18 protein-coding genes are annotated in these 17,679 nt (G+C 32.8%); 16 read left to right on the plus strand and 2 right to left on the minus strand.

All coding sequences use genetic code 11. From position 1 onward, the window contains the following. Positions 1–109 precede the first annotated feature (109 nt). The 16 genes from aspS (at position 110) to ACIQ16_RS01485 (ending at position 15,184) form a co-directional block, all read left to right on the plus strand. Positions 110–1,864, plus strand: coding sequence for an aspartate--tRNA ligase (aspS, locus tag ACIQ16_RS01410; protein ID WP_396148221.1), 1,755 nt, complete (start codon positions 110–112; stop codon positions 1,862–1,864). 72 nt (positions 1,865–1,936) lie between these two features. Next, positions 1,937–2,137 carry a cold-shock protein gene (locus ACIQ16_RS01415; RefSeq protein ID WP_091310371.1) on the plus strand — a complete coding sequence of 67 codons (201 nt, stop codon included), beginning with the start codon at positions 1,937–1,939 and terminating at the stop codon, positions 2,135–2,137. Between the two features lie 177 nt (positions 2,138–2,314). Next, complete coding sequence (locus tag ACIQ16_RS01420) at positions 2,315–2,680, plus strand: NADH-quinone oxidoreductase subunit A (RefSeq protein ID WP_353077811.1); 366 nt, start codon at positions 2,315–2,317, stop codon at positions 2,678–2,680. A gap of 13 nt (positions 2,681–2,693) precedes the next feature. Next, the gene (locus ACIQ16_RS01425) at positions 2,694–3,242 is read left to right on the plus strand and encodes an NADH-quinone oxidoreductase subunit B (RefSeq protein WP_353077809.1); all 549 of its coding nucleotides are present in this window, start codon (positions 2,694–2,696) and stop codon (positions 3,240–3,242) included. Between the two features lie 2 nt (positions 3,243–3,244). Then, on the plus strand, positions 3,245–3,772 hold the full coding sequence (locus ACIQ16_RS01430) for an NADH-quinone oxidoreductase subunit C (RefSeq protein ID WP_396148222.1): 528 nt from the start codon (positions 3,245–3,247) through the stop codon (positions 3,770–3,772). A gap of 1 nt (position 3,773) precedes the next feature. Further along, on the plus strand, positions 3,774–5,012 hold the full coding sequence (locus ACIQ16_RS01435) for an NADH-quinone oxidoreductase subunit D (protein ID WP_396148223.1): 1,239 nt from the start codon (positions 3,774–3,776) through the stop codon (positions 5,010–5,012). A gap of 93 nt (positions 5,013–5,105) precedes the next feature. Next, on the plus strand, positions 5,106–5,636 hold the full coding sequence (gene nuoE, locus ACIQ16_RS01440; RefSeq protein WP_396148224.1) for an NADH-quinone oxidoreductase subunit NuoE: 531 nt from the start codon (positions 5,106–5,108) through the stop codon (positions 5,634–5,636). Positions 5,637–5,640: 4 nt separating this feature from the next. Then, positions 5,641–7,005, plus strand: a complete 1,365-nt coding sequence (nuoF, locus tag ACIQ16_RS01445; RefSeq protein ID WP_329805895.1) for an NADH-quinone oxidoreductase subunit NuoF — start codon at positions 5,641–5,643, stop codon at positions 7,003–7,005. A gap of 45 nt (positions 7,006–7,050) precedes the next feature. Beyond that, entirely contained in the window at positions 7,051–8,070 is a 1,020-nt protein-coding gene (locus tag ACIQ16_RS01450; protein ID WP_396148225.1) for a 2Fe-2S iron-sulfur cluster-binding protein, read from the plus strand. Next, positions 8,070–9,101 (plus strand): NADH-quinone oxidoreductase subunit NuoH, encoded by a 1,032-nt coding sequence (gene nuoH, locus ACIQ16_RS01455; RefSeq protein ID WP_396148226.1) that lies wholly within the window; start codon positions 8,070–8,072, stop codon positions 9,099–9,101. Before ACIQ16_RS01450 ends, nuoH begins: the two co-directional genes overlap by 1 nt. A gap of 7 nt (positions 9,102–9,108) precedes the next feature. After that, entirely contained in the window at positions 9,109–9,654 is a 546-nt protein-coding gene (locus ACIQ16_RS01460) for a NuoI/complex I 23 kDa subunit family protein (protein WP_396148227.1), read from the plus strand. Between the two features lie 2 nt (positions 9,655–9,656). After that, positions 9,657–10,160 carry an NADH-quinone oxidoreductase subunit J gene (locus tag ACIQ16_RS01465; RefSeq protein WP_396148228.1) on the plus strand — a complete coding sequence of 168 codons (504 nt, stop codon included), beginning with the start codon at positions 9,657–9,659 and terminating at the stop codon, positions 10,158–10,160. After that, entirely contained in the window at positions 10,160–10,480 is a 321-nt protein-coding gene (gene nuoK / locus ACIQ16_RS01470; protein WP_291241457.1) for an NADH-quinone oxidoreductase subunit NuoK, read from the plus strand. Before ACIQ16_RS01465 ends, nuoK begins: the two co-directional genes overlap by 1 nt. Positions 10,481–10,486: 6 nt before the next feature. Next, positions 10,487–12,373, plus strand: coding sequence for an NADH-quinone oxidoreductase subunit L (gene nuoL, locus ACIQ16_RS01475; protein WP_396148229.1), 1,887 nt, complete (start codon positions 10,487–10,489; stop codon positions 12,371–12,373). Next, the gene (locus tag ACIQ16_RS01480) at positions 12,373–13,803 is read left to right on the plus strand and encodes a NuoM family protein (RefSeq protein WP_396148230.1); all 1,431 of its coding nucleotides are present in this window, start codon (positions 12,373–12,375) and stop codon (positions 13,801–13,803) included. Before nuoL ends, ACIQ16_RS01480 begins: the two co-directional genes overlap by 1 nt. A 13-nt stretch (positions 13,804–13,816) precedes the next feature. After that, positions 13,817–15,184, plus strand: a complete 1,368-nt coding sequence (locus ACIQ16_RS01485; RefSeq protein ID WP_396148231.1) for an NADH-quinone oxidoreductase subunit N — start codon at positions 13,817–13,819, stop codon at positions 15,182–15,184. A gap of 39 nt (positions 15,185–15,223) precedes the next feature. Here ACIQ16_RS01485 and ACIQ16_RS01490 read toward each other — a convergent pair whose 3' ends face one another. Continuing rightward, entirely contained in the window at positions 15,224–16,375 is a 1,152-nt protein-coding gene (locus tag ACIQ16_RS01490) for a beta-ketoacyl synthase N-terminal-like domain-containing protein (protein WP_396148232.1), read from the minus strand. Next, positions 16,369–17,646: an adenosylmethionine--8-amino-7-oxononanoate transaminase gene (gene bioA, locus ACIQ16_RS01495; protein ID WP_396148233.1), complete on the minus strand. Its 1,278-nt coding sequence runs from the start codon at positions 17,644–17,646 to the stop codon at positions 16,369–16,371. The genes ACIQ16_RS01490 and bioA overlap by 7 nt, the downstream gene beginning before the upstream one ends. Positions 17,647–17,679: the final 33 nt, after the last annotated feature.

Below are 17,679 nucleotides of genomic sequence, written 5' to 3' on the forward strand. Positions count from 1 at the left end.
TAAATATAACAGAATAAAAAAAATAAAATACAAAAATTTGTTAAGATTATTAATTGTTAAACTAAAATAAAATTTAAAATTATTATACTTTTGCAAAAAACAAATAACAATGTATAGAAGTCATAATTGTGGTGAACTTAATGCTACACATATTAATCAAGAAGTTACCTTAGCGGGTTGGGTTCAAAAAACACGTGATAAAGGTTTTATGATTTGGATTGATTTGCGTGATCGATATGGAATTACGCAATTAATTTTAGACGAAACCAGAACGAATAAAGCCATTTTTGAAGCTGCAAAATCTTTAGGTCGTGAATTTGTGGTTCAAGTAAAAGGAACTGTAATTGAAAGAGAATCTAAAAATAAAAATATTCCAACAGGTGACATTGAAATTTTAGTTTCTGAAATGACAATCTTGAATGAATCGTTAACACCACCATTTACAATTGAAGATGAAACGGACGGCGGTGAAGATATCCGAATGAAATACCGTTATTTAGATATTCGTAGAAATCCTGTAAAAAACAGTTTATTATTCCGTCATAAAGTAGCGCAAGAAGTACGAAATTATTTATCGAATGAAGGCTTTTGCGAAGTTGAAACACCCTATTTAATAAAATCTACTCCAGAAGGTGCTCGTGATTTCGTAGTGCCAAGTAGAATGAATGAAGGACAATTTTATGCACTTCCACAATCGCCACAAACTTTCAAACAATTGTTAATGGTAGGTGGAATGGATAAGTATTTTCAAATTGTAAAATGCTTTCGTGATGAAGATTTACGAGCAGATAGACAACCTGAATTTACACAAATTGACTGCGAAATGGCCTTCGTAGAACAAGAAGATATTTTAAATCAATTTGAAGGATTAACACGCCATTTACTTAAAGAAGTAAAAGGCGTTGAAATAGATAAATTCCCTCGTATTACCTACGATTATGCTATGAAAACGTATGGAAATGACAAACCAGATATTCGTTTTGGAATGGAATTTGGCGAGTTAAACGAAGTAACCAAACATAAAGATTTTCCTGTATTTAATGCCGCAGAATTTGTAGTGGGTATCGCAGCACCAGGTTGTGCAGCTTACACCAGAAAAGAAATCGACGCGTTAATTGACTGGGTAAAACGTCCTCAAATTGGTGCAACCGGAATGATTTATTGTAAATATGAATTAGACGGAAGTTTAAAATCATCTGTAGATAAGTTTTTTGATCAAGATGATTTAAAAAAATGGGCAGACATTACTGGAGCGAAACCAGGAGATATGATTTTTGTTTTATGTGGAAATACCGACAAAACAAGAACCCAACTTTCTGCTTTACGTATGGAATTAGCGACTCGTTTAGGATTAAGAAATCCAGATGAATTTGCACCACTTTGGGTATTAGATTTCCCATTATTAGAATGGGATGAAGACAGCGAAAGATACCACGCGATGCACCACCCATTTACTTCTCCAAAACCAGAAGATATGCATTTAATTACAACCGAACCTGGTAAAATTAGAGCCAATGCGTATGATATGGTTTTAAACGGAAACGAAATTGGTGGAGGTTCTATTCGTATACACGATAGAAATTTACAAGAACGAATGTTTGAATTATTAGGATTTACTAAAGAAGAAGCGGAAAATCAATTTGGATTTCTAATGAATGCCTTTCAATTTGGTGCACCACCACACGGCGGATTGGCCTTTGGATTAGACAGATTAGTAGCTATACTTGGCGGTCAAGAAACTATTAGAGATTTTATTGCCTTCCCGAAAAATAATTCTGGAAGAGATGTGATGATTGACGCACCTTCATTAATTGACGAAAAACAATTGGAAGAATTACACATAAAATTAAATATTGCAAAATAAAAACACAATTTTCTTGCTTGTGTAAAATAAATGTATATATTTGCTCATTATTAATAATTAAATACGCATATAATGCAAACAGGAACAGTAAAATTCTTCAATGAAACTAAAGGTTTTGGTTTCATCACTAACGAAGATACAGGTAAGGACATTTTTGTTCACGCTACAGGAATCAAGGTTGAAAACTTAAACGAAGGAGACCGTGTTAGTTATGAAGAAGAAGAAGGAAGAAAAGGAATTGTAGCAACAAACGTTGTAATATTAAACGATTAATTTATTACCCTCTAAAAACGCTCCCGATAACGGAGCGTTTTTTTATGCTTTATTTTCTTATTTAGAATGATTATAAATGTAATCATTTTAATAAAATTGGCATTCTTAATGTGGTTTAAATTTTGATAATACCGCAATACAAATTAATTTTGTGGCTATTTTAAAAAAAACATTAAAATGCAAAATTCTCAAATAGATTTTATACCTATTCTAATGCAAGTACTTCTTGCTGTAGGGTTTGTTGCTTTAACAATTTTTGGCTCAAGTTTATTAGGCCCAAAAAGATCATCTGCAAACAAAGATAAAAGTTTCGAATGTGGAATTGAATCTGTTGGAAACGCACGTATTCCATTTTCTGTAAAATATTTCTTAGTCGCTATTTTATTCGTTTTGTTTGACGTGGAAGTAATTTTCATGTACCCTTGGGCTGTAAATTTTAAAGAATTAGGCACTGAGGGACTAATTAAGATGATTGTTTTTATGACTTTATTACTAATCGGTTTCTTCTATGTAATTAAGAAGAAAGCATTAGTTTGGGAATAACAAATTAAAATGTATGGAAAAGAATAAAGTAAATATGGTTGATGCTCCAGAAGGACATGCAGGTGAAGGTTTCTTCGCAACGAAATTAGACCAAGTTGTTGGTTTGGCTCGTGCCAATTCATTATGGCCATTACCATTTGCTACTTCATGCTGTGGTATCGAATTTATGGCAACAATGGCATCTCATTATGATTTGGCTCGTTTTGGATCGGAACGTGTGAGTTTTTCTCCTCGTCAGGCAGATATGCTTCTTGTAATGGGAACTATTTCTAAAAAAATGGCGCCAATTTTACGTCAAGTTTACGAACAAATGTCAGAACCTCGTTGGGTTATTGCTGTTGGAGCTTGTGCATCATCAGGTGGTATTTTTGACACCTATTCTGTTTTACAAGGTATTGATAAAGTAATTCCTGTAGACGTTTATGTACCGGGTTGTCCTCCACGTCCAGAACAAATAGTAGATGGCGTAATGCAACTACAAGAATTAGTAAAAAGTGAATCTCAAAGAAGAAGACATTCTGCAGAATATAAAGAATTGTTAGCTTCCTATAATATAGAATAATAATGGCTTTAGAATCAGTAGATATACAAAGTAAACTTCAAGAAACTTTTGGAGACCACGTAAAGTATTTTAGAACAGAATACGATATGTTTGTTTTGGAAGCCGATGTAGATGTTGTATACAACGTAATAAAATTCTTAAAAGAAGAACCTTCTTTAAACTTTAATTTTCTAACCGATCTTTGTGGTGTGCATTATCCAGATAGCGATGTAAACGAGCAATTTTGTGTGGTATATCATTTACATAATTGGTACGAAAACAAAAGAATACGAGTAAAAACATTTTTAAACGGATCAAAACCTGAAGTTAAATCGGTTGTTTCATTATTTAATTGTGCCAATTGGATGGAACGCGAAACATTTGATTTCTATGGAATTATTTTTGAAGGTCATCCAAATTTAGTTCGAATTTTGAATATGGATGAAATGACTTCTTTCCCAATGAGAAAAGAATTTCCAATGGAAGATTCAGGAAGAACAGACAAAGACGACCGTTTCTTTGGTAGAACCATTAATAATTTATCAATTTAAGATGGGAACAGTAGCATTACCTGCAGATCATAGATATTATAAATACATTGAGGAGCGTCATAATGAAGACGGAAGCGAATTAGCTATCTTAAACTTAGGACCTACTCACCCTGCCACTCACGGAATTTTTCAAAACATCCTATTAATGGATGGTGAACGAATTTTAGACGCAGAACCAACAATTGGTTATATCCATAGAGCATTTGAAAAAATTGCTGAAAATCGTCCGTTTTATCAAATTACACCACTTACAGACCGAATGAATTATTGTTCATCGCCAATTAACAATATGGCTTGGTGGATGACTTTAGAAAAATTATTAAATATCGAAGTTCCAAAACGTGCACAATATTTACGTGTCATTGTAATGGAATTAGCGCGTATTACAGACCATTTAATTTGCAACTCCATTTTAGGTGTAGATACAGGTGCATATACCGGATTCCTTTATGTATTTCAATTCCGTGAAAAAGTATATGAAATTTACGAAGAAATTTGTGGCGCACGTTTAACTACAAATATGGGAAGAATTGGTGGTTTTGAAAGAGATTGGTCGCCAAGAGCTTTTGAATTATTAGAAACCTTTTTAAAAGATTTCCCAGTAGCTTGGAAAGAATTTGAAGATTTATTTACAAGAAATAGAATCTTTATTGACAGAACGGTAAACGTTGGAGCAATAACTCCAGAAATGGCAATGGATTACGGATTTACAGGTCCGAATTTAAGAGCCGCTGGCGTTGATTACGATGTTCGTGTCGCGCAACCGTATTCTTCATATGAAGATTTTGAATTTAAAGTTCCTGTTGGAAAATCAGGTGATACGTACGACAGATTTTGCGTAAGAAACGCCGAAGTTTGGGAGAGTTTAAGCATTATCCGTCAGGCTTTAGAAAAAATGCCCGAAGGAAATGTATTCCACGCGGATGTTCCAGATTATTACCTTCCTCCAAAAGAAGACGTATACCATAATATGGAAGCCTTAATTTATCACTTTAAAATTGTAATGGGTGAAGTACCTGTTCCAGTTGCAGAAGTATACCAGCCTGTTGAAGGTGGTAATGGTGAGTTAGGTTTTTATTTAATTACAGACGGAAGTAGAACACCATACAGATTACATTTCAGAAGACCAAGTTTTATATATTATCAAGCTTACCCTGAAATGATTAAAGGAGCAATGTTGTCTGATGCTATTGTAATCTTATCAAGTTTAAATGTAATTGCTGGCGAATTAGACGCTTAATATTGTATAATGTATATTGAAAAAAATGTATAATGAAAAAAGTATAGTGTAAACAAAATACAATTTACATTATACAATATACAAAAAAGAAAAATGGAAATATCAAATATCAAACAAGAGATACACATAACTGAAGCGTTAATGACTCGTATTAACGAACTAATCAGTCATTATCCTGCAGATAAAAAGAAATCGGCATTACTACCCGTTTTACATGAAGTACAAGATGCTCATGACAATTGGTTAAGTGTAGAATTACAACAAAAAGTAGCTGAAATTTTAGAAATTCTTCCAATTGAAGTGTATGAAGTAGTAACTTTCTATACGATGTTTAACACAAAACCTGTGGCTAAATATATGTTCGAATTTTGCAGAACATCTTGTTGCGCTACTCGTGGTGTAGAAGATTTAATGGATTACGCTTGTTCAAAACTTGGCGTGAAAGAAGGAGAAATTACTTCAGACGGTTTATTTCAAGTAGTTGGTGTAGAATGTTTAGGCGCTTGTGGATATGCTCCAATGTTGCAATTAGGCGATTTTTATCACGAAAAACTTACAAAAGATACTTTTAATACGTTAATTGAAGATTGCAAAGCTGAAAAAATAACTTTACACGATAAATAATATCATGGGAAAGAAAATATTATTAGACAAAATAAATATTCCAGGAATTAAAACCTATGAGGTTTACCGTGAAAATGGCGGTTATAAATCAGTAGAAAAAGCGTTAACCATGCAACCAGACGATATTACTGAAGAAGTAAAAGCTTCAGGACTTCGTGGTCGAGGTGGTGCTGGTTTCCCAGTAGGGATGAAATGGAGTTTTATCGATAAAAAATCAGGAAAACCACGTCATTTAGTTTGCAATGCAGACGAATCGGAACCAGGTACTTTCAAAGACCGTTTCTTAATGGAATATATTCCTCACCTTTTAATAGAAGGAATGATTACTTCAAGTTTTGCACTTGGCGCGAATCTTTCTTACATATACATTAGAGGAGAATATATGTGGGTATACAAAATTTTAGAAAAAGCTATCAAAGAAGCTTATGCTGCAGGTTGGTTAGGTAAAAATATTAAAGGTTCTGGTTTCGATTTAGATTTATATGTTCACGTTGGTGCGGGAGCATATATTTGTGGAGAAGAAACAGCTTTAATCGAATCTTTAGAAGGCAAAAGAGGTAATCCTCGTATCAAACCACCATTTCCTGCAATTTCAGGATTATGGGCGAACCCAACTGTGGTAAATAATGTAGAATCAATCGCTGCTGTGCCTTGGATTGTAATGAATTCTGGTGCTGAATATGCAAAAATTGGTTTAGAACGATCTACTGGGACCAAATTAATTTCTGCTTCTGGACATATTAAAAATCCAGGTGTATATGAAATTGAAATGGGAATTACAGTAGAAGAATTTATGAATTCAGACGAATACTGTGGTGGTATGATTGATGACAGACCTTTAAAGGCTTTAGTTCCTGGAGGTTCTTCGGTGCCGATTTTACCCGCACATTTAATATATAAAACTGCCGCAGGAACAGACCGATTAATGACCTACGAATCCTTATCAGATGGAGGTTTCGCAACAGGTTCAATGTTAGGTTCTGGAGGTTTTATCGTATATAATGACACTACTTGTATTGTTAGAAATACATGGAATTTTTCACGATTCTATCACCATGAAAGTTGCGGACAATGTACACCTTGTCGTGAAGGAACGGGTTGGTTAGAAAAAATATTATGGAGAATTGAAAATGGTCAAGGTCGTGAAGAAGACATCGACTTACTATGGAACATTCAATCAAAAATTGAAGGAAACACCATTTGCCCATTAGGCGATGCAGCTTCTTGGCCAGTAGCAGCAGCTATTCGTCATTTCAGAGAAGAATTTGAATATCACGTAAGATTCCCAGAAAAAATTAAAGATAGAAACCATTTCGTGAACGAACCTTTTGAAAAAGTTCGTCATTTAATTGGAAAACAAACTGTTTAATAAAAAACTCAAATATGATTCTATTAAGAATCAAACAATTATAACATGAAAGTAACCATAGACGGACAAAGCGTTGAAGTAGAACCAGGAACAACTATCCTGCAAGCTGCACGTATGATTGGAGGCGATTTAGTGCCACCAGCCATGTGTTATTATTCTAAATTAAAAGGAAGCGGTGGAAAATGTCGTTGCTGTTTAGTAGAAGTGGCAAAAGGTAGCGAAGCTGATCCAAGACCTATGCCAAAATTAATGGCATCTTGTGTTACAGGATGTATGGATGGTATGGAAGTGAATAGTAAAAATTCAGATAGAGTAACAGAAGCAAGAAAATCTGTAACCGAATTTTTATTAATCAACCACCCTTTAGATTGTCCAGTCTGTGACCAAGCCGGAGAATGTAATTTACAAGATTTAAGTTTCGAACACGGAAAATCAGAAACACGTTTCATTGAAGAAAAAAGAACTTTTGAACCAGAAAACATAGGCGATAAAATTCAATTACACATGAACCGTTGTATTCTATGTCAACGTTGTACGACTTTAGCGGATCAATTAACAGATAAAAGAGTTCACGGTGTTTTAAATCGTGGAGACCATGCACAAATTTCAACTTGTGTTTCTGCTGCGATTGATAATGAATTTTCTGGTAACATGATTGATGTTTGTCCTGTTGGCGCTTTAACAGACAAAACATTCCGTTTCAAAAGTAGAGTTTGGTTTAACAAGCCTTTCAATGCGCACAGAGAATGTACTACTTGTTGCGGAAAAACTACAGTTTGGATGTTCGGAAACGAAATTCAAAGAGTAACTGGAAGAAAAGACCAATATGGCGAAGTAGCAGAATTTATATGTAATACCTGTCGTTTCGATAAAAAAGAAGTGTCAGATTGGACAATTGAAGGTCCGAAAAAATTTGCAAAAGATTCTGTTATCAACCAAAACAATTATACTCGTACTTTGGAAAAAGTAAATATAGATACAGAAAAAAACATATTATTAGGCCGCGATGAAGATCGTACTAAAATTAGTATGTCAGGTGTTCCATTAAAAAATACAAATAACTAATGGATAGTGCATTTATCATAGAAAAAAGTGTCATCATAGTTGTTGTTTTTGCATTAACAATGCTAATGGCTATGTATTCCACTTGGGCAGAACGTAAAGTAGCTGCTTTTTTACAAGACCGTGTGGGTCCAAACCGTGCAGGTTGGGGTGGATTATTACAACCGCTTGCCGATGGTGCCAAATTATTTACCAAAGAAGAATTTTTTCCAAACACACCAAATAGATTTCTATTTATTTTAGGACCTGCAATAGCAATGAGTACGGCATTAATTACAAGTGCAGTTATTCCTTGGGGAGATAAAATTCATGTTTTTGGTAGAGATGTTATCCTTCAAGCTACGGATATTGATGTCTCCATTTTGTATGTTTTTGGTGTGCTGTCAATTGGTGTTTATGGAATTATGATTGGTGCTTGGGCATCCAACAACAAATATTCGTTAATGTCTGCGGTTCGTGCTTCCTCTCAAATGATTTCTTATGAAGTGGCGATGGGATTAGCAATGATTTCCATTTTAATGATGTCGGGTTCTTTATCTTTAAAAGACATTACTGTAATGCAAGCCAACGACGGATGGAATATTTTCTATCAGCCTTTAGCTTTCTTAATTTTCTTAATTTGTTCATTTGCAGAAACCAACAGAACACCCTTCGATTTAGCAGAATGTGAATCAGAATTAATTGGTGGTTATCATACCGAATATTCTTCTATGAAAATGGGATTCTATTTATTTGCTGAATATGCAAATATGTTTATTTCATCAACTATTTTAGCTGTGGTGTTTTTAGGAGGTTACCATTTTCCAGGAATGGCTTGGGTAAATGAAAACTGGGGAATAAATATTGGTGCCTTATTAGGATTTTTAACTTTATTCGCAAAAATATGTTTCTTCATCTTTTTCTACATGTGGGTAAGATGGACGATTCCACGTTTCCGATACGATCAATTAATGCATTTAGGTTGGAAAATATTAATACCGTTGGCTGTGATAAATATTGTTATTACAGGAATAGTAATGGTTTTATTTAATTAATAAGAAAATGTCAATACAACAAATATCATTATCAGGAAGAAAAATGGAAGTTTCCAATAAGGAAATGACATTCTTAGAACGTATTTACGTTTGGACGATTCTGAAAGGTTTATGGACCACTCTTAAACATTTGTTTAGAAGAAAAGTGACCATAAAATATCCAGAAGAAGTGCGCGAAATGAGTCCAATTGCTCGTTTGCAACATATGCTAATGCGCGACGACCAAGGTAGAGAAAGATGTACCGCTTGCGGATTATGTGCCTTATCTTGTCCTGCAGAAGCCATCACAATGAAAGCTGCAGAAAGAAAAGTAGAAGAAAAGCATTTGTATAGAGAAGAAAAATATGCCGAAATATATGAAATAAATATGTTGCGTTGTATTTTCTGTGGTTTATGTGAAGAAGCGTGCCCTAAAGAAGCCATTTACTTAACAAAATCTAAAAAAATTGTCAATTCTGGTTACGAAAGAGAAGATTTCATCTACGGAAAAGACAAACTGGTGATGCCTTTAGAAATGGCAATCAAAAACACGCAAACTAATACCGTAAATTAATTATGTTAGAAATCGTTTTTTATATATTATCAGCAGTAACATTAGGAACTGCATTTTTAACTGTTTTCAGCAAAAATGCGATTCATAGTGCTATTTATTTAGTAATATGCTTTTTTTCATTAGCAGGACATTACTTACTTTTTAATGCGCAATTTTTAGCTATCGTTCATATTATTGTATATGCAGGTGCTATTATGGTATTACTGTTATTTACCTTAATGCTCATGAATTTAGATAAAGAAGACGAGTCTTCAAAGCCACTATATGCAAAACTTGCAGCCGTTTTTTCAGCTGGAATTTTAGGATTGGTTTTAATTGCAGCGCTTCGTAAAGCACAACCAGAAAATATAGAATATGTAAATTCAGGTATAGATTACCAATCTATTAAAGTTTTAGGTAATGTATTATTAAACGAATATCAAGTTCCATTCGAATTTGCATCTGTTTTATTACTTGTATCTATGATTGGTGCCGTTTTAATTTCTAAAAAAGAAGAAAAAATTTAATTATGAACATATTAGAACACGTTGGTATTGGAAACTACATTACACTTTCAGCATTGCTGTTTTGTATTGGTGCGTTTGGACTTCTATACAGAAGAAATGCCATAATCATGTTTATGTCTATTGAAATTATGTTAAATGCTGTCAACTTACTTTTAGTTGCTTTTTCTTCGTATCATGAAGATCCATCTGGGCAAGTTTTTGTATTTTTCACTATGGCCGTTGCCGCTGCTGAAGTTGCTGTAGGATTAGCCATATTAGTTTCTGTATTCAGAAATATTGGAAATATTGACATCGATAATTTAAAAAATCTAAAAGGATAATTCTAAATGAATACTACAATATTACTCTTATTATTTGCACCGTTAGTTGGTTTTTTAATCAACACATGCTTCGGTAAATCATTAGGAAAAACAATTTCTGGTGTACTAGGAACAACAGCAATTGTTGTGTCTTTTTTATGTGCGATTTGTTTATTCTCTCAAATTAATGCTAATGGGAAATCATTTACTTTTCATTTGGCAGATTGGTTTTCAATTGGAAACATTAAAATAAATTTTTCTTTCTTATTCGATCAATTATCTGTTTTATGGTTATTGTTCGTAACAGGAATTGGAGCATTAATTCATTTGTATTCTATCAGCTACATGCATGAAGATGAAAATATGCATAAATTTTTCTCCTATTTAAATTTGTTTGTATTCTTTATGATTGCTTTAGTGGCTGGAAGTAACTTATTAATTATGTTTATTGGTTGGGAAGGCGTTGGTTTATGTTCGTACTTACTAATCGGATTTTGGTATAAAAACCAAGATTATAATGATGCTGCGAAAAAAGCATTTATTATGAACCGTATTGGAGATTTAGGTTTCTTAATTGGAATATTTATCTTAGGATTCCATTTTCAAACTTTAGAATTTTTAGAAATAAAAGCCTTATTAGGAAAAGATGTAATCACTCCTAGCCTTTTATCAATAGCAGCTTTATGTTTATTTATTGGAGCTTGTGGGAAATCAGCACAATTACCTTTAGCGACTTGGTTACCAGATGCGATGGCTGGACCAACACCTGTTTCTGCATTAATTCACGCAGCAACGATGGTAACAGCTGGTATTTTTATGATAACCAGAATGAATTTCTTATTCGATTTAACACCAGAAATTCAAAACGTAATTGCAATCGTTGGAGCTATTACAGCTATAGTAGCAGCATCAATTGGTTTGGTACAAAACGATATTAAAAAAGTTTTAGCGTATTCAACAGTATCCCAATTGGGTTTAATGTTTTTAGCATTAGGATTAGGCGCTTATGAAGTAGCCGTATTCCACGTAATTACTCACGCTTTCTTTAAAGCTTGTTTATTCTTAGGTTCAGGTTCTGTAATTCACGCGTTACACGGAGAACAAGATATGAGAAATATGGGTGGTTTAAGAAAAGTAATGCCAATTACTTTTTGGACAATGATGATATCAACTTTAGCTATTTCAGGTATTTTTCCCTTCTCTGGATTTTGGTCTAAAGACGAAATTTTAATGACGGCTTTTCACAGTAACATTCCATTATGGGTTGTTGGTTCGATTGCTTCTATTATGACTGCTTTTTATATGTTCCGTTTGATGTATTTATCTTTCTTCAACGAATTTAGAGGAACTGAGGAACAAAAACATCATTTACACGAAAGTCCTGCATTAATTACTATTCCATTAGTAATTTTGGCAACATTGGCTGCAATCGGTGGAGCCATTAGCTTACCAGGACATAGTTGGTTAAATCATTATTTAGCGCCGTTATTCGCACATAAATCACACGAAGCACATACTTTAGGAACTACAGAATATACGTTAATGGCAGTGGCTACTATTGGAGCCTTATTAGGAATTGCAATAGCTTATTCTAAATATCTTAAGAAAAAAGAAATTCCAGTTGCAGATTCTGAAGTTCAAGGATTACACAAAGTTTTATCGAACAAATATTATTTAGATGAAATTTATATGGCAACAATTGTGAAACCAATCTATATGATTTCCAATTTTGCTAAAAAATATGTGGAGAAATTTATTTCAAAAGCAGTTATTGGTTTAGGTGGTGCTACATATGCATTATCTATTAAAGGGAAGAAAATTCAAAATGGTAATATTGGGGTGTATTTATTTGCATTCATTTTCGGAATGGTTGGGTTTTTAGTTTATGTATTTATAATTCGAGATGTAAAATAATGGATAGTAGTATCGTTTTAATTGTATTATTAGTTGGCGCAATTGTCACCTATTTATCAGGAAACAAGTTCGCCCCTAAAATAGCTTTAGTTTCAAGTATTGCTGCTTTCGGAGTAACGCTATTAAGTTTAAATACTTATCAGGCAGGTGAAAATTTAGATGTAAATGTACCTTGGATTGCTCAACTAAACATAAACTTCGCCTTACACGTTGATGGTTTATCTTTAGTTATGTTATTGTTAACCACTGGATTATTACCCTTAATTATCTTATCTGGATTTATTACAAAATTTGAAAATTCAAGATCTATTTATGCATTAATGCTATTTATGGGATTTGCTATGGCAGGAACATTTTTAGCATCTGATGGAATTTTATATTACATCTTTTGGGAAATTGCATTAATTCCAATTTATTTTATCGCCTTAAATTGGGGTAATGGCGATTTGGAAGAACGTAAAAAAGCCATTTTAAAATTCTTTATTTATACGTTTGCAGGATCCTTATTTATGCTTTTAGCATTCATTTATTTGTACACAAAAGGTGGTAGTTTTGATATCAATAAATTATATGCATTACAACTAACAACTTTAGAAAAAACATATATTTTCGTTGCTTTCTTTTTAGCATATGCTATTAAAATTCCATTGATTCCTTTTCATACTTGGCAGGCAAATACGTATAGCAAAGCGCCTGCTGTTGGTACGATGTTATTGTCTGGGATTATGTTAAAAATGGGATTATATAGTGTACTAAGATGGCAATTGCCATTAACGGATGAAGTAGCTAAGGCTCATGTGCCATATATAGTAGCATTATCAATTGCCGGAATTATTTATGGTGCGATTGTAACATTAAAGCAAAAAGACATTAAGAAATTTTTAGCGTATTCCTCTTTATCACACGTTGGTTTAATTGCTGCTGGTTTATATTCTTTAACTTTTGAAGGATTTCAAGGTGCAGTTTTACAAATGCTTTCTCACGGAATTGTAATTGTTGGATTATTTTATGTTGTAGAATTAATTTATAACCGATACAACACATACGAAATTAAAGAAATGGGCGGAATCAGAATTCAAGATACCTATTTTGCATCGTTGTTTATGATTATAATGTTAGCCTCTGTTGCGTTACCAACTACTTTTAATTTTATTGGCGAATTTAATTTACTTTACAGTTTATTTAAAGTAAATATATGGTACGCTGTAGTTGCAGGTACAACAATTATTTTAGGCGCATTTTATATGTTACGAATGTTTCAAAAAGTAATGTTAGGATCAGAAACAAAATCATTTCAAAGAATAACAAAACAAGAAAGCATTGTATTAGTAATAATTGTAGGTTTAACAATTTTCTTCGGATTATTTCCACAACCAATTATCGATTTAATTACGCCAAGTTTACAATCAATTTTAACTCAAATTAAATAATAATCATCATAAAATGACTACATTAATTGCTATAATAGGAATCGGAATATTTTGTTTATTAGCAGAAATAATGAATCTAAAAAAGATTATTATTCCTGTATCAATAATCGCCTTAATGGCATTATTTGGTGTAAACTTAATTGAAGAATTACCTGAAATATCAGGTTACGAATCTATGATAATTTCAGATAAATTTGCAAAAGCATTTTCAAGTTTATTTATTTTATTAACGGCTTTGCTTATTTTAATGAGTGCGCCGAGCTACAAAAACAGTTCAAAATTATCAGATTTTATTTCGATAAAAATATTTATGCTTTCTGGCGCAGTAGCAATGGTAAGTTTTAGCAATTTAGCTATGTTTTTCTTAGGAATCGAAGTATTATCTATTGGATTATATGTATTAGCAGGAAGTGATAGATTAAACATAAAAAGTAATGAAGCCGGTATGAAATACTTTTTAATGGGTTCTTTTGCTTCAGGTATTTTATTATTTGGAATTACGATGTTATACGGTGCAACTGGTACTTTTGATATCGGAACGTTATACGAAGCATCAATTTCTGCAAGTACAGAATTTTGGTTTTACATTGGGGTGATTTTAATTACAATTGGAATGTTATTTAAAGTAGCCGCTACACCAATGCATTTCTGGGCTCCAGATGTTTATGAAGGTGCTCCAACTCAAGTAACGGCAATAATGAGTACGTTAGCTAAAGTTGCCGCTATGGCTTCCTTCTTTAAGTTAATTACAATATTAAACAGCCAAATGCTTTACAGTTATACACAAGTGATAGTTGTGGTTGTAATTGCAACTATGTTATTTGGTAACGTAATGGCACTTCGTCAGAAAAAAATAAAAAGAGTTATTGCTTATTCAGGTATTTCACATACTGGATTTATGCTTTTAACTTTATTAAACATAAATGCCGCAGAAAACAATTTATTATTTTACGCAGCATCGTATGCAATAGCTGGATTAGCAGCATTTTCAGTAATTTTATTTGTTACTAAAAATGAAGATAATGATTTCATAGACAACTTTAATGGCTTAGGTAAAAAACATCCATTAATGGCTTTTATTATTACCATTGCTTTATTATCAATGGCTGGAATTCCAATTTTAGCAGGGTTTTTTGCTAAGTTTTTCTTACTAAATCAAATAATCTCAAGTGGCTTTATTGGATTGGCAATTGTTGCTATTATTAATTCAATGATAGCTGTGTACTACTATTTTAAAATAGTAATTGCTATGTATACAAAAGAACCTACATATGGTAAAGAATACGCCAATCATTCAGAATATTATATAGTTGGAATAGTAGCTACAGTATTATTAATTCTGATAGGAATTTTCCCAGATTCGATACTGAATTTAATATAAGAAATAAGAGAGTCCAAATTTACATTTGGACTTATTTTGTTACAACTCCATTAAAACAGAAACAGCATTTCCGCCAAATCCAACGGCATTTACCAATATTCTATTTAATTTCTTAGTCGTGTTTTGATTTTTATAAAAAGGCGTTTCAATAAAATGTTGGTTTTGAAGCATTAATATGGCCAATTCAATACTCAATAAGCCTGACGTAGCAAACGTATGCCCTACTTTCCATTTATTTGAAGTTAATAACGGTAATTTTTTGCCAAACACTTTTTTTATGGCTTCAAACTCCGTTTTATCACCTTGCATAGTTCCTGGTGCGTGCATAACGATAGCATCAATATCATCAAAAGCATAGCTTCCAATAGCCATTTTCATCGATTTTTGAAAACATTCTGCTTCAGTTGAAATAGAAGTGCTACTTGATAAAATTTCTGTGGCAAAGCCAATTCCTGTAATTTTTGCAATTGCTTTTTCTGAATTAAGTGATAACGATAAACAAGCTGCCGCTTCACCCAAAACCATAGTGTTTGAAGTTTTTTCAAAATCCAAACATCTATTGGCTAAAGCATTATCTTCATTAGAATACACTTTTAAGGCCGTCATTTGACTTAACGTAAATGGTGTTAAAGGTGCTTCACTTGCCCCCACTAAAAACTGATTACACATTCCTGATTGCAACCAAGCAATTCCGTTTAACAATGCGTGTAAACCTGTAGAGCAAGTTATTGAATGCGATATTTCCGGACCATCTGTTTGTAAATCGTGCGACACCCAACTAGAAATATTTCCTAAAGTTGTAGCTGGTGATGTAAAAGTAGAAACTACGCCATTAGTTATAAAATCGGTATGATACTTTTCAAATAATGTGGTAGCGCCACGAGAAGACCCAAAATTAATTCCAATATTTTTATTCGAAAAATTACTGTTTTCAAAGCATTTTCTGGCAACCAAAATCGCCATTATTACCGATTTATCTAAATGTTTGTATTTCGAATCTGAATTTATAATAGTATTTAAAAAAATAATTTCTTTATCTGAAAATTTAGAAACCCAATATTCTTTTTTATTGGCTGTCAGCTTTTGAAACAACGAATTTTTATGCAAATAATTATCCCAAATTTCGGCAGATGTAATTCCTAATGCAGATATAGAAGCAATTGAATGTATATAAACGGGTTGTTTTAGCATTGAATTTCGTTTAAAGCTTGTTCGATAGTGGTATAAATTTGATGTAAACTTTCTTCTGAAATAATGTAAGATGGTAAAATATAAATCACATTACCAACTGGTCGCAAAATAATACCTTTCTCAATAAAATGATTATAAAATTCATTGCGTAAAGTACTATAATACGATTGTTTTTCAGAAACCTGAATTTCTAAACCAAAAATAACCCCTAAAACACGAGTCGATTTTACTTTAGTATGCTTAGAAATATATTTTTCAAACTCAAGATGCGAAGCGTTAATCCTATTGATATTTTCAAATGTTTCTGGCTTTTCTAATAAAGAAATACTCGCTAATGCAGCTGCACAACCTGTTGGATTTGCCGTAAATGTATGTCCGTGTAATAATGCTTGATTCACGTTATCGGTCATAAAACCATTAAAAATGTCTTGTGTAAAAGTAGTAATCGCCATTGGAATTGTACCACCCGTAAGCGCTTTACTCAAACACATCATATCAGGTTGATTTTTCAAATAATCACAGGCAAATAATTTACCTGTTTTTCCAAAACCTGTCATTACTTCATCTGCAATGGTGAAAACATCATTATTCTTACAAACTGAAATCAACTTGTCTAATTCAGCAGCTTCGTACATAACCATTCCAGCAGCACCTAAAACCAAAGGTTCGAAAATAAAAGCAGCGACTTCATTTTCAGAAATTGCCTTTTCTAATGCTAATTTTGAAATTTCTTCATTGCCTTTTGTAGGAACTGGAATTCGAACTACATTAATTAATGCCTCTTGAAACGCTTCTGTAAACAAGCCAATGCCACTTACTGCCATAGCTCCGAAAGTATCTCCGTGAAAAGCATCTTCAAAAGCAATGATGGTATTTTTTTTTATTCCTTTATTATAATGATATTGAAATGCAGCTTTTATAGCCACTTCCACAGCTGTAGAACCATTATCAGAATAAAAGAACTTTCTTTGATTAGAAGGTAAAATTTCAACTAATTTCTCAGCTAATTCTACCACAACGTTATGCGTAAAACCACCAAACAAAACGTGTTCTAATGTAGTAAGTTGTTTGTAAATAGCATCCGCAATAAACGTGTTACTATGCCCAAACGGATTGACCCACCAAGACGCAATAGCATCGATATATTGCTTCCCGTTTTCATCCCATAAAAATTCGTCTTTCCCTTTTACTATGGCAGGAAAATGCGAATTTATTTTATGTTGTGTATACGGATGCCAGTTATATAAACTATCTTTTTCTGAAAGCGTCATTGTTTTAGAGAAAATAGAAAATAGAGAATATAT

The sequence above is a fragment of the Flavobacterium sp. genome (assembly GCF_044360715.1).
Lineage (GTDB): Bacteria > Bacteroidota > Bacteroidia > Flavobacteriales > Flavobacteriaceae > Flavobacterium.